Annotated in this window: 10 protein-coding genes; 1 reads left to right on the top strand and 9 read right to left on the bottom strand. The window is 67.3% G+C overall.

The genetic code is table 11. The features are described 5' to 3' along the window. Window positions 1-18 precede the first annotated feature (18 nt). The 9 genes from DFR24_RS07650 to DFR24_RS07610 form a co-directional block, all read right to left on the bottom strand. Window positions 19-1485: a flavin-containing monooxygenase gene (locus tag DFR24_RS07650; protein WP_133880689.1), complete on the bottom strand. Its 1467-nt coding sequence runs from the start codon at window positions 1483-1485 to the stop codon at window positions 19-21. Between the two features lie 51 nt (window positions 1486-1536). Then, window positions 1537-1992: a DUF3237 domain-containing protein gene (locus tag DFR24_RS07645; RefSeq protein WP_133880688.1), complete on the bottom strand. Its 456-nt coding sequence runs from the start codon at window positions 1990-1992 to the stop codon at window positions 1537-1539. Window positions 1993-2009: 17 nt separating this feature from the next. Beyond that, a complete protein-coding gene (locus tag DFR24_RS07640; protein ID WP_162851099.1) occupies window positions 2010-3236 on the bottom strand; it encodes a cytochrome P450 in 1227 nt (408 codons plus the stop codon). A 17-nt stretch (window positions 3237-3253) separates the two neighbouring features. Further along, complete coding sequence (locus DFR24_RS07635; RefSeq protein WP_162851098.1) at window positions 3254-4012, bottom strand: SDR family NAD(P)-dependent oxidoreductase; 759 nt, start codon at window positions 4010-4012, stop codon at window positions 3254-3256. A 217-nt stretch (window positions 4013-4229) separates the two neighbouring features. Then, on the bottom strand, window positions 4230-4916 hold the full coding sequence (locus DFR24_RS07630; protein WP_133880685.1) for a TetR/AcrR family transcriptional regulator: 687 nt from the start codon (window positions 4914-4916) through the stop codon (window positions 4230-4232). A 258-nt stretch (window positions 4917-5174) separates the two neighbouring features. Next, window positions 5175-5882, bottom strand: coding sequence for a S1 family peptidase (locus DFR24_RS07625; protein ID WP_133880684.1), 708 nt, complete (start codon window positions 5880-5882; stop codon window positions 5175-5177). Between the two features lie 174 nt (window positions 5883-6056). Then, entirely contained in the window at window positions 6057-9107 is a 3051-nt protein-coding gene (locus DFR24_RS07620) for an efflux RND transporter permease subunit (protein WP_133880683.1), read from the bottom strand. 22 nt (window positions 9108-9129) lie between these two features. Beyond that, on the bottom strand, window positions 9130-10248 hold the full coding sequence (locus DFR24_RS07615) for an efflux RND transporter periplasmic adaptor subunit (protein WP_210772616.1): 1119 nt from the start codon (window positions 10246-10248) through the stop codon (window positions 9130-9132). Between the two features lie 3 nt (window positions 10249-10251). After that, window positions 10252-11760 (bottom strand): efflux transporter outer membrane subunit, encoded by a 1509-nt coding sequence (locus DFR24_RS07610; protein WP_210772617.1) that lies wholly within the window; start codon window positions 11758-11760, stop codon window positions 10252-10254. A 408-nt stretch (window positions 11761-12168) separates the two neighbouring features. Between DFR24_RS07610 and DFR24_RS07605 the strand changes: the two genes are divergently transcribed. After that, complete coding sequence (locus DFR24_RS07605; protein ID WP_162851097.1) at window positions 12169-12801, top strand: TetR/AcrR family transcriptional regulator; 633 nt, start codon at window positions 12169-12171, stop codon at window positions 12799-12801. The last annotated feature ends 5 nt before the right edge of the window (window positions 12802-12806 follow it).

Raw genomic sequence — 12806 nt, 5'->3', positions numbered from 1 at the left:
CGGCGGAATGGCGCAGGGTCAGGCGACGACTTCGAATTCTTCGAGACGCGGTGCGCGCAGTTCTTCACGGAAGCGCGCGCCGCTGAATGGCCAGGCGGAAGGGACGCCGTTCTCGCCGATGTACCAGCTCGTGCATCCGCTGACCCAGATCGTGTCGGGCATCGCGGCGCGCACGCGCGAGTTGAACGTGTGCGTGGCGGCCTGCGTCGGCGCCAGCGTGCGCACCGAGCCGGTCCGGATCATGCGGATGCACTTCATGATGTAGTCGATCTGCGTCTCGGCGATGCTGATCGCCGAGAAGTTGCCGATCGGGCTCTGCGGGCCCAGCGTCATGAAGAAGTTCGGGAAGCCCGGCACGCTCACCGTGCGGTGCGCCACCGGCCCCTCGGACCATGCGCTCGCCAGCGTCTGGCCGCCGGCGTTGGTCAGTTGCAGCGGGCGGAAGTAGGCGTGCGCATCGAAGCCGGTCGCGAAGATCAGCGCGTCGGCTTCGTGCAGGCGTCCATCACGGGTGACGACGCCCCGCGCCTCGATGCGATCGATGTCGTCGGTCACCAGATCCACGTTGGAACGCTGGATCGCCGGGTAGAAATCCACCGACATCACCATGCGCTTGCACAGCGGCGCGTAATCCGGCGTGAGCTTGCGACGCAGGTCGGGATCCTTGACGCGGTTCAGGTTCCATCGGCAGACCCGGCTCAGCAGGCGACGCTGCCATCCCGGCTGGATGACGGCGCGCGCGAACGTGCGTTCGAAGGCCGTGCGATAGAAGTAGTACGTCAGTTTGGCCAGCGACGGGAACCAGGTCAGGACGCGGCGCTCGACGGCCGAATAGGTCCGGTTGGGCAGCGGGAAGATCCACTGCGGCGTGCGCAGGAACACCTTGAGCTGCAGCGGCCGGACCGCCAGCGATGCGATGATCTGCGCGCCGGTGGAGCCGTTGCCGATCACCGCGACACGCTTGCCGTCCAGATCGACCTGGTGGTTCCAGCGTGCCGAGTGGAACGACGGGCCTGCGAAATCGTCGCGTCCCTTGATGTTCGGGAATCGCGGGTGATGCAGCAGTCCGCAGCAGGCGACCACGACATCGGCTTCGAGCGCTTCGCCGTCGCGCATCTTCAGGTGCCAGCGCTGGCCGTCGTGGCGCCCATCGACGACTTCCTTGTTGAAGGAGATGTACCGACGCAGCCGGTACTTCTCTGCGACGCGCAGCAGGTACTGCTGGATCTCCTGTCCCTGCGGCAGGCGGCTGCTCCACCCCGGGTTGGGCTCGAAGCTGTAGGTGTAGTAGTGCGACGCGATATCGCAGGCGATGCCCGGATAGGTGTTCTCGCGCCAGGTTCCGCCGAGGTCGGAAGCCTTGTCGAAGATCCGGAAATTCTCGATGCCGGCTTCGAGTAGCTTGATGGCCATCAACATGCCGGACATCCCGGCCCCGATGATCACGACGCGCGGTGCGCGTCCGGTTTTCTGTGCGTGGTTCATGGTGTCATCGCGTCCGTACAGGGCCGGATCGGTTCGGGGCCGGGCGAGGGCTCAGAGGACTTCGAAGATGTCGTAGACCACCTGGCCGCCACCGAAGCGGGTGATCTTGCCGATCGCCAGGATGTTGTTGAGCCAGCCGTACTTCGCCGATGCGGTCTCGAAGTACGGCGCGCTGCGGAAATACATCTCGCTGCCGGGAATGACCTCGCCGGATGCCAGGCGCGGCCCCAGGCTTTCGTCCATCCGGAACACGCCGTTGTAGTGGCAGTAGATCGGCTCGCCGTCGTCGGTCATGAAGACCAGGCGTACGTCGAGCTTCCAGTTGCCGTTGTCCTGGACGCGCACCCAGTCGCCGCTGGGGCTGATGACCTTGGCTTTGATGCGCGGGCTGTCGATGCTCGCTTCCAGCACGTTGAAGACCCACAGCGACGGCGTGATGACCGTGGGGGCGGGAATGGACCCGCGCAGCGTCATCAGCCAGCGCGTTTCGAGTTGGGGTTCGGACATCGTGTGCGTCTCCTCTTCTAGTGGAACGTGATCGGCAACTGCGCCATCACGCGAAAGAATGAATGCGACCATTCGAGCTTCCCTTGCCGGATTTCGATGCCCTTGGTGCGCAGCGCGAACTGGCCGATCGCATGCCGGGCCTCCATGCGCGCCAGCGCATTGCCCAGGCAGAAGTGCACGCCGCCGCCGAAGGCCTGGTGCGCGACGTCGCGACGACGGATGTCGAAGCGATCGGGTTCGGGGAAGCGGGCGGGGTCGCGGTTGGCCGAGCCCAGCATCATCCACAGCACGGCGTCGGCCGGCAGGATCTTTCCGGAGACTTCGAACGGCTCCTGCAGCACTCGCCAGTTGAAGAGGATCGGCGTGTCGTAGCGCAGGCACTCTTCGATGGCGTTGTTGATCAGGCCCGGGTCTTCGCGCAGCAGTGCGAGCTGCTCGGGATGGTCGAGGAAGGCGCGCGTGCCGTTGCCGATCAGGCCGATCGTCGTCTCGTAACCCGCCACGATGATGCCGATGGCCTGCACGACGAGTTCACCGTCGCGCAGCTTGTCGCCCTCGGCCTCGGCGCGGATCAGCGCGCTGATCAGATCGTTGCCGAGATTGCCGCGGCGTTCGCGCACCAGGTTCTCGAAGTAGTCGGCCATCGCGTTGCCGGCGTCGCGCGTCCGCTGCTGGACGTCCGGCGGAAGAAAGCGCGCGAAGAACGCGTTCGTCCTTGCGCCGGTCCATTCGTTGAACAGCTCCCGGTCGCTCTCGGGGATGCCCATGATCTGGCAGACCATCCGCGACGGCACGAGATGCGCCATGTCCTGGATGATCTCCATGCCGCCCTGGGCCAGCGCCTTGTCGAGCGTCTGCTCGACGGTCTTCTTGACCTCGTCTTCCATCTGCCGGACGGTGTTCGGCCCCAGCGATTGCATGGCCAGGCGACGCAGGCGCTGATGCTCCGGGTCGTCCATGTTCAGCATGAACTCGAGGAAGCTGCCGCGCGTGTCCAGCGGATCGAAGTTGGGCGCGGTGCCGTCGGCGAGCGTCTGGCTCGTCTTGGCCTTGCGGAAGATCGTGGCGACGTCGTCGTAGCGGCTGATGCGCCAGGTGTTGACCGGCGTGAGGTTGACCGGGTCCCGTGCGCGCAGCGCGTGCAGCGAGGGATAGGGATCGTCCCTGAAGTTCGGTGCGAATGGATCGGCGCCGCACCAGTCGCCGGTGTCGACGGGAATGCTCGTATCGATTGCTGATGTCATGACCGCTCTCCTGAGGATTACTGCGCGGACCAGCCGCCGTCGATGGGCAGCGCCACGCCGGTGACGAAACTGGATTGCTTCGAGAGGAGCCATGCCACCGCCTGTGCGATCTCGAGCGGATCCGCGATGCGGTTCTGCGGCGACATGGCGGCGAGTGCGGCTTCGCTGATGCCGGCCTGCTCGAGGTGGCGCAGCAACGGCGTGCGGACGGCGCCGGGGCAGATCGCATTCACGCGGATGTTGCTCGCCGCGCCTTCGACCGCGGCCGTCTTGCTCAGCCCGACGACACCATGTTTCGTCGCCGTGTAGGCACCCTGGCCGGCGAGGGCGACCAGGCCCGAGACCGATGCGTTGTTGACGATCGATCCGCCGTCGATCTCGCGCATGTGCCGGACCTGCGCCTTCATGCACAGCCAGACGCCCTTCAGGTTGACCGCGACGATCCGGTCGAAATCGCTTTCGTCGACCTGATCGAAAGGCAGCGTCGGGACGCCGATGCCGGCGTTGTTGAACGCGCCGTCGACGCGACCGAGGAATTCCACCGAGCAGCGCATCGCGTCGGCGACCTGCGAGGCGGAACTCACGTCCACGCCCAGGCCAACGCACGGTGAGCCCGCGGCGCGAAGCGTCGCCGACACCGCCTCGGCAGCGGCGCCGTCGATGTCCCAGATCGCCAGGCTCGCGCCACGTGCGGCCAGTTCGGTTGCGGCAGAACGCCCGATGCCCGTTGCGCCGCCGGTGACGACGATGCAGCGATCCTTCAAATCCATGCTCATGACGAATCTCCTTCCTTGCATTCGTGAGCGATTCACGAGGTGGGGCAGGGCCATGGCTCATTAAAAATAGAGCAAAGCCTCTAATGAAATAGAGAATGTACTCTAAAAAAGAACTTGTCAACGGGAACGCCGCGTGCACGCAGGCTGGCCACGAGGCGTGGCGGGGAAGGGAGCAGCGGGAGGTTTGGCGAAGCCCGTCGCGGCTTCGCGCTGAGGATCAGCGGGCTTGCGTCCGCTTCAGGTTCGCAACGAATCGATGCAGCTGTTGCGTGGTTTTCTTGTAGTACTTCGCGTCCAGGTAAGGCGCGAGCACGAACGCGATCTGTTCGAGCCCGCGACCGATGTCCGCTTCGCCGATCAGCTGTCCGGGCATGTTGAGCTCCGAGTAGCGCGGCCAGCTCACCCACAGCACCCACATGGTTTCGGCGAGGTGCTCGCACTCGCGCAAGGTGGGCTTGCACAGGCCGGGAGCGGTCTCGACCGCTTCCTGGATGATCAGCCGCATGTAGCCTTTCGACCGCGTGCTGAATTCCTGGTACTTCTTCGCCAGCCCGTCGTCGCGCGTCATGAAATCCACCGCGTACGAGAAGAAGAAGCGGTAACGCCACAGCACCTTGGTGCCGCCGGTGTAGCAGGAGACCAGCCGCTCGACCGGAACCGGATCACCCGGCGCCGTGCGCAACACGTCGTCGAGATCCCGCGTCAGCTCGTCGAACAGCTCGCGAAGAATCTCCTCGCGATTGCGGAAGTGGTAGTACAGGTTGCCGGGGCTGATGCCCAGGTGATCGGCGATCTGCGAGGTTCCAATCGCGCCACCTTGCTCGTTCATCAGCTTGATGGTCGCGTCGAGGATGCGCTGCCTGTTGCCGACCTTGGGGATGTCCTTGTTGGGTGCAGGCGCCATGAAAGGGTCTGTGCGGAAAGCGATCGGTACTGGCTCCGAGGCTGGGAAGACTGCCCACGGCCGGTAGGTTTGTAGGGCGGAAGTCTGGCAGAAACGGGTGAGCTCCGGTCCAGGGGTGCAAGCGCCGTCGTCCGCTGCTCGTGAATATCTCGAGCCTGGCCCCTTCTCGGATCCGGGAGAGACGCGGTTCGACTCGTTCTCGGCCGGGGCGAAAAGGGCCCCGGATCTCGCGTCGCCGGACGCTCGGGCGAGCGCGATCTAACGGCGGACTTGCGTCGACGGCACGCCGGAAGGGACCGAAACGTCCGCCCGGAGCGCAGGCTCGAACGCGCTGATCATGGCCTGCCGCAGTTTCTCGACCGGAATGGCGAGGCTCGGATACACCGGCGTTCCGCCCTGGCCCAGCAGGGTCACCACCATGCCGATCAATCGATGGTCGGCATCCAGTACCGCGCCACCCGATTCACCCACCTGGATGCTCCGGTCCAGCCGCATGAGGCCCTCGCTGTCGAGTGGGCCCGGCTCGAGCCCTGACACCACGCGGGTGGGCTCGGCGGGCAGCGATCGAAGCGGATAGATGCAGACTTGTGCATTGCCGGTCGACGGGCTCGCCGGAGCCAGTTCCACGGCGCGCACGTTGTGAGGAAGAAAGCCGCTCCAGATCTTCATCGTCTCGAGGTCTTTCGGAACCAGCAGCGCGACGTTGCTCTGCCGGTCCACGTACAGAACGCGCAGTTCCACCAGGCTGACGACGAAGATCCGGTCGGCGTCGGCGACGACATTGGCAGGCGTCGCGTACACCCACCGCTTCTTGTCGAGCAGCACCGCCGCGCCGAAGCCTTGGGACGCAACGCCCGCCTTGTCCATCAGCCGCAACGGAAACACGCTCTCGCGACATTCGGCGCCGAGCGCCAGCACGGACCAGGAGGAAGCGGCCAGCAACAGCAGAGCCTGCAGGAATTTCATTGCGTAGAGCGTGAACGCCGTTGTTCCGACGGACGCCAGCTTAGATCAGCGGCGGTCTGGACGAACCGACGCCGGCTGAGCGGACCGGATGTACAGCCGGGCGGATCGACGTGCGTCTGCGCGCGAATGGCGTGGCGTCATTTCTTGCGAAGTGCACGATCGACCCGTCGTGCGTCAGGTGCGGGATGACTCACGCGCCGTCACCAACCTTCCCAACTTCGGCACCAGCCAGACCTCGAAATCGTCGATCAATTCGTAGACGACCGGCACCAGCACCAGCGACAACACCGTCGAACTGATCAGCCCGCCGATGACCGCGATCGCCATCGGCACGCGGAACTCCGAGCCTTCGCCGAAGCCCATCGCGGTCGGCAGCATGCCGGCGGCCATCGCGAACGTGGTCATGACGATGGGACGGGCACGTTCGCGGCAGGCTTCGATCAGCGCCTCGCGCTGCGTCGCGCCGGCACGTTCGGCCTCGATCGCGAATTCGACCAGCAGGATCGAGTTCTTGGCGGCGACGCCCATCAGCATCAGCAGGCCGATCAGCGCCGGCAGGCCGAGTTCGGAGCCGCCGACCAGCAGCGCGAGGAAGGCGCCGGCCAGCGACAGCGGAAGCGCCGCGAGGATCGTCGCGGGTTTGAAGAAGCTGCGGAACAGCAGCACCAGCACCGCGAGGATCATGCCGATGCCGGCCAGGATCGCGTTGCCGAAACTGTCGAACAGGTCGGCCTGGTCCTCGCTCTGTCCGAAGGCGGGCTTGGTGACGCCGGGCGGCAGCGCCTTGAGCACCGGCAGCTTGTCGATCAGCGCGGTGGCCTGGCCGAGCGACACGCCGTTCAATTCGCCCTCGATCGTGGCGCGGCGTTCGCGGTCGAAGCGCTCGATGCGCGTGGCGCCGGCCTGGAACGACAGATTGGCCACGGCCGACAGGGGCACGCTGCCGCCGCCGGTTGTCGGCACGCGCAACGCGCCGAGCACGTTGAGATCGGCACGCGCCTTTCCAGGCAGGCGCACACGGATCACCAGGCGCTGCGTGCCGGTGTTGAATTTCGCGGTGTTGGCGTCGACGTCGCCGATGGTGGCGACACGGGCGATCGTCGCGACGACCTCCGGCGTGACGCCCAGGCGCGCAGCCTCGGCGGGCTTGAGCGTGATGACCAGATCGGTACCCGGCCGCGGCGTCGCCTGGTGGACGTTGGCGAGCTCGGGCAGCTTGCGCATCTCGCGTTCGAGTTGCAGCGCGGTGGCCGTCAGCGCATCGCCATCCTCGCTCGACAGCAGGATCTGCACCGTGGTGCTGCCGCCTTCACCGCTCTGGCCGAAGCCGAGCCGTACGTCGGGCACGGCGTACAGCAGCGGCCGGATCGATTCCTGGAACGCCTGCGTCGTCATGTCGCGCTGCGCATGCAGCAGCACCGTGACGCGGCCCACGCCGGAACTCTCTTGCGGTGCGACGGTGGCGAACACGGTGTCGACCTGCGGACGCTTGCGCAGCGCCTGCGTGAGCAGGTCGGTGGCGTGGCGCGTGTCCTCCAGGCTGGTGCCCGGTGCGCTCTCGATGGTCATCTGCACGATGCCGTTGTCGGTGGGCGGCGTGAATCCGGTCGGGATCAGCGTGGCCAGGAACAGCGAGCCGATGAACAGTCCAAGCCCCGCGGCCATCGACAGCCAGCGATGATCGAGCGCGAAATCCAGCGCACGGCGATAGAAGCCGGTGAAGGGCTTGCGCGGGTGGGGCGTCGACGTGGGCGACATGAAGTACGCGGCCATCAGCGGCGTGAGCATGCGCGCCACCAGCAGCGAGAACAGCACCGTGACCGCCACCGTCAGGCCGAACTCGTAGAAGAACTGCCCGATCAGCCCGCCCATCGTCGACACCGGCAGGAACACCACGACGATGGTCATCGTGGTGGCCAGCACCGCCAGGCCGATCGCGTCCGCGCCTTCGATCGACGCGTCGTAGGGCGATTGTCCCGTCTGGATGCGCTTCTGGATGTTCTCGATCTCGACGATGGCGTCGTCCACCAGGATGCCGATCACCAAGGTCAGCGCCAGCAGGGTGATCAGGTTGAGGCTGAAGCCCAGCGCCGCCATCACCGCGAAGCTCGGCACCAGCGAGATCGGCATCGCCAGCGCCGTGATGATCGTGGCGCGCCAGTCGCGCAGGAACACCAGCACGACGACCGCGGCCAGCAGCATGCCTTCGAGCAGCGAGGCCACCGTGGCGTGGAAGCTGTTCCGCGTGTTGGTGGCGGTGGAGATGATGCGCTGGAACTTCACGTGCGGATGTGTCACCGACAGGTCCGCGACGGCCTTGTCCGTGTTGGTCTCCACCAGCACGTCGGACGCGGCGTTGGACTTGGAGACCTGGAAGCCCACCACCGGAATGCCGTTGAGCAGTGCGAAGCCCACGCGTTCGGCGGCGCCGCTGTTGACGTTGGCCACGTCCGACAGGCGCACCGTGCGGCCATCGCCGGTGGGAATGATGGTGTGGCGAAGTTCATCCACGCTCTTGGCCGCGCCCAGCACGCGCACGGTCTGGTCGCGACCGCCGATCTGCGCGGTGCCGCCGCCGGCGTCGAGGCTGAAGCCGCGCAGGGCGTCGTTGACCTGCGGTGCGGTCAGCCCCAGGGCTTCGAGGCGCGAGGGATCGAGCGTGACGTTGATCTCGCGGTCCACGCCGCCGAGGCGCGCGACCTGGGCCACGCCGTCCTCCAGCATCACGCGACGCGAGACGGTTTCGTCGACGAACAGGCTCAGTTCCACGTCCGTCATCTCGGGCGCGGACACGGCGTAGGTGACGATGGGCTGCGAGTCGACGTCGAAACGCTTGACGACGGGCTCTTCGATGCCACGCGGAAGGCTGATACGCACGCCGTCGACGGCGGCGCGCACCTCGTCGGTGGCCTGCGTCTCGTCGGTGCCGATCTCGAACTCGATCGTCGTCACCGAAAGACCCAGGGTGACGACGGAGGTCACGTGATCCACGCCCTCCACGTCCGAGACCACGGCCTCCACTTCGCGCGTGATCTGCGTCTCCACTTCGCTGGCCGCCGCGCCGGGCAAGGTGATGATCACCTGCACGATCGGGAACGACACGTCCGGGAACAGCTTGATCTGCAGCGATCGATAACCCGCGACACCCGCCACCATCAGCGCGATGAACAGCACCACGACCGGGATCGGGTTCTGGATGGACCAAGCGGAGATGCGAAGCTGCATGAAGAGGGCGTCCGGCTTCGCGTTACGGAGACGGCGTCGGCGATGGCGCGGCGGCCGGCGGCAGCGGTTTCACCATTCCGGGGTCGACGAGGTCGCCATCGAGCAGGAAGGCGCCGCCGCCCAGGGCGACGCGCGCGCCGACCGGCGGCCCTTCGAGCAGCTCCACGAATCCGCTGCCGCGCGCACCGGTGCGCACCGGCATCCGCGTGGCGCGATTGTCGTCGCCGATGACGGTCAGCTGCGGCCCGCTGGCTTCGAACTGGATGGCTTTCTCCGGCACGCTGGGCACCGGCTGCGAAGCGGCCTCGAACGTGGCCTGTGCGAAGCCGCCGGCGCGCAGCGCCTCGTCGACCGGCAGGCGCACGCGCACCCGGCCCAGCTTGGTCTGCGGATCGATGCGCGGGCTGATCAGCCGCACCTCGCCGTCGAACGCGAGGCCCGCGGGCAGGCTGACGCGGGCCTTCGAACCCACCGAGATGCCGGCCAGCGAGGCTTCGGAAATCTCGGCGTCGAGCTCGATCAGGCGATCGCGCGCGATGCGGAACATCGGGTCGCCGCCGGCGCTGGCCACCGAGCCGGGACGCACGTTGCGCTCCAGCACGACGCCAGCGACGGGCGCGCGCAAGGTCATCTGCCCGGCCTGCGTCGTCAGGTCGCTCAACTGCGCGTCGGCGATGCGCGCCTGGCTGCGTCGCTGCGCGATGTCCTCGTCGGACAGGATGCCGGTGCCGTCGAGCCCGTTCACGCGCTGCGCCTCGGCGCGCGCCTGCTCGGCGCTGGCGCGCGCCTGCTCGATGCGCGGGCGCAGCAGCGTGTCGTCGAGGCGGGCGAGAACCTGTCCTTCGCGAACGATCGCGCCTTCTTCGACCAGCACCTCGGCGACGCGATAGCCCGACAGTTCCGAACTCACCGCCGCTTCCTCGCGCGGCACGAGCAGCCCCACGGCCTCGGCGTTGCCGCGGATCGCACGCAGCTCGACCTGGGCCACCGTGACCGCGCGGGCGATCTCTTCCACGGCGGCGGGCGGGCCTTCCTTCTTCTTGCAGCCGTTGGCGGCCAGCAGCACCGGCACTAGCAGCAACGCGACGACATACGGGCTGGCCCGGTTGCGGTGCATCGAGGGCGCGGGGTCTTCGACCATGATTTATCGGGAGTCCGGCAAAGGGGTCTGGGAGGCGGGCCATCCGCCGCCGAGCGCCTGGAAGACCTGCACCGAGCGCAGCAGCGCATCGATGCGCGCACCGGTGAGTGCGGTGCGCGTCGTGCGCCAGACCCGTTCGGAGTCGAGCACGACCTGCAGATCCGAGAAGCCGAGCTGGAAGCGGCGCAGCGCCGCATCATAGGCGCGCCGTCCGCGCGCCTCGCCGTCGGCCAGCATCTGCACACGCTGGCGATCGGCTTCGAGCCGCGTCAGCGCCTGGTCGGCTTCCGAGAACGCCGTCTGCACGCTGCGCTCGTAGGCGACCACCGACTGCTGGCCGCGAGCGCTTTCGGCGTTCAGCAGCGCCGTGAGGCGCGGACGGTCGAGGATGGGCATCGACAGGTCGACGCCGATGGACCAGAACCGGGTGGTCGAATCGAAGGCGCCGCGCTGCGCCTGCAGGCCCACCGAGGGCACCAGCGCCAGCCGGGGGAAGAACGCTTTTTCTGCAAGCTGCACGTTGCCGGCCGCGGCACGCAGCCGCGCGTCGGCCTGGCGCACGTCGGGCCGTCGCGCGAGCAGATCGCCGGGCAGCATGTTCGGGATGGCGGGAACGGTGCCGATGTCGGCGCTGACGTCGAGGTCGGACACCGGCGCCAGGCCGTCGCCGAGCAGCACCAGCAGCGAACGGCGCGCGGCCTTGAGCTGGCTCTCCAGATCGAGCGCCTGCGCCTCGGCCTGCGACAGGTCGGCGCCGATGCGATCGACCTCCGAGGCTGCGGCGAGGCCGCGTTCGACCCGGCGCGTCAGCAGGTCCACCAGCTCGCGCTGGATGCGCGCGTTGGCGCGGGCATCCTCGAGCTGCACGGCCAGGCCGCGTGCCTGGAACAGGCTGCGCGCGACATCGGCCACCAAGGTGGCGCGCGCGCCCTCGAACTCGAAGCGGGCGGCTGCGAGATCCGCATCGGACTGGCGGCGTACGGCGGCGCGCCGGCCGAACAGATCCAGCTCCCAGCTCACCGGAAACGTCAGGCTGGCCGTGCGCGTCCGGCTGGCGCCGATCACCGTCGTGCTGCCGCCGGCCGGGACGACGGTGCCGTCGTCCGCGTCGTCGAGTTCCTCGGTCTTGCGCACTTCGGCGCTGGCCTCGAGGTTGCGATCCGGGTTGAACATCGGCAATGCCGAGGCCCGCACGGCCTGGGCTTCCTCGAGCTTGGCCAGCGCGTTGCGGGCATCCAGGCCCTGCGCCTGCGCGCGCTCGATCAGCGAGGTGAGCTGGGTGTCCTCATACAGCAGCCACCAGCGGTCGAGTTCGGCCGGGGGCAACGCCTGCTGCGCCGCCACGTCGTAAGCCGGCGGCATCGCGAGGTCGGGTTTCTGCGGCACGACGCCGCTGACGCAGGCGCTCAGCAGCAGGCCCAGGCCGGCGAGGCCGTGGGCAAGCGGGTTGGCGATTCCGCAGGCGGGATCTCGGGATCTCGTGGTCGAAGGGAGGTGACGCTGCGTATCCAAGACGGGTCGGTCGGGTTGCGGCACGAAGCGGGTGAGAGTGCCGCGGGTCGTCGTCGGTTCGGCGTGGCCATGATACGGGACGCATCGCGAACCCCCGTAGCCCCGTAGCCCGGACGAAGTCCGGGGTTCCCCTCGCCCAGAGAGTGCTTCCGATCTTCTGGACAGGTCGAAGCAACGGCTAACGCAACGGAGTTGCGATGGCCTTTCTTCTTTCTCAGGCCTAGGTGACGGCGGTCGAGGCGATTCCGACGGGCTGGACGAGAGGCCGAGCCACCCGGACTTCGTCCGGGCTACGGGGGCGCCATGACGCCGGTCATCGCATGGGGCGCACCCCACTTTGCCCGCTGGCCTCGTACAGAAATAATCCCCCTGGCCAAAAGTGAACACTGTTATAAATCCGGAACCGACGTGCCCTCCGAAACCGTCCCGATCGAGCCGCGTGACTCCCGGCGCACGGCCGTGCGCGAGTTCAAGCGGCGGCTGATCCAGGACGCCGCGAAGCAGATCTTCGCGGACCACGGCATCGAGGCGGCGTCGATGCGCGAGATCGCACTGGCGGCCGGATATTCCACCGGCCTGATCTACGCGTACTTCAAAACCAAGGAAGAGCTGTACGCGGAGATCCTGCGCGACTCGCTCGACGCGCTGTACGAGGCGATGGTCGCGACCACCGGATCCAAGACCGGCCAGCGCGCCGTCGCCGCGCTGCGCGGACTGTGGGATTTCTACACGCAGCGCCCCGCCGACTTCGATCTCGGTTTCTATCTTCACGGCGGCGCACGGCCGGCCGGACTGACGCGCGACCTGGACCACGAACTGAATGCATTGCTCGACCGCGTGATGATCCACATCGGCGAATGCCTGGTGTCCGATGGCCTCTCGACGCCGAAGAAGGCGCATCACCAGGCCGTGGCCTACGCCACCTCGCTGTTCGGCCTGCTGCTGATGACGCGCACGGGCCGCATCAAATCCGTCCGGGAAGAACCGGAACTCGTGCTCAACACGTTCCTGCGCGCCGTGACGCAGAAAACCCCGAAATAGAAAGT

The organism is Panacagrimonas perspica, assembly GCF_004364935.1.
Taxonomy (GTDB): Bacteria; Pseudomonadota; Gammaproteobacteria; order Nevskiales; family Nevskiaceae; genus Panacagrimonas; species Panacagrimonas perspica.
Note: the sequence above shows the minus strand (reverse complement) of the source record. Positions and strands in the feature narration are given on the sequence as shown.

Coding starts and splice junctions, on each gene's coding strand:
- DFR24_RS07650 (WP_133880689.1), bottom strand. CDS start 1,485: ATGAACCACGCACAGAAAACCGGACGCGCACCGCGCGTCGTGATCATC.
- DFR24_RS07615 (WP_210772616.1), bottom strand. CDS start 10,248: ATGGTCGAAGACCCCGCGCCCTCGATGCACCGCAACCGGGCCAGCCCG.
- DFR24_RS07645 (WP_133880688.1), bottom strand. CDS start 1,992: ATGTCCGAACCCCAACTCGAAACGCGCTGGCTGATGACGCTGCGCGGG.
- DFR24_RS07640 (WP_162851099.1), bottom strand. CDS start 3,236: ATGACATCAGCAATCGATACGAGCATTCCCGTCGACACCGGCGACTGG.
- DFR24_RS07635 (WP_162851098.1), bottom strand. CDS start 4,012: ATGAGCATGGATTTGAAGGATCGCTGCATCGTCGTCACCGGCGGCGCA.
- DFR24_RS07625 (WP_133880684.1), bottom strand. CDS start 5,882: ATGAAATTCCTGCAGGCTCTGCTGTTGCTGGCCGCTTCCTCCTGGTCC.
- DFR24_RS07620 (WP_133880683.1), bottom strand. CDS start 9,107: ATGCAGCTTCGCATCTCCGCTTGGTCCATCCAGAACCCGATCCCGGTC.
- DFR24_RS07630 (WP_133880685.1), bottom strand. CDS start 4,916: ATGGCGCCTGCACCCAACAAGGACATCCCCAAGGTCGGCAACAGGCAG.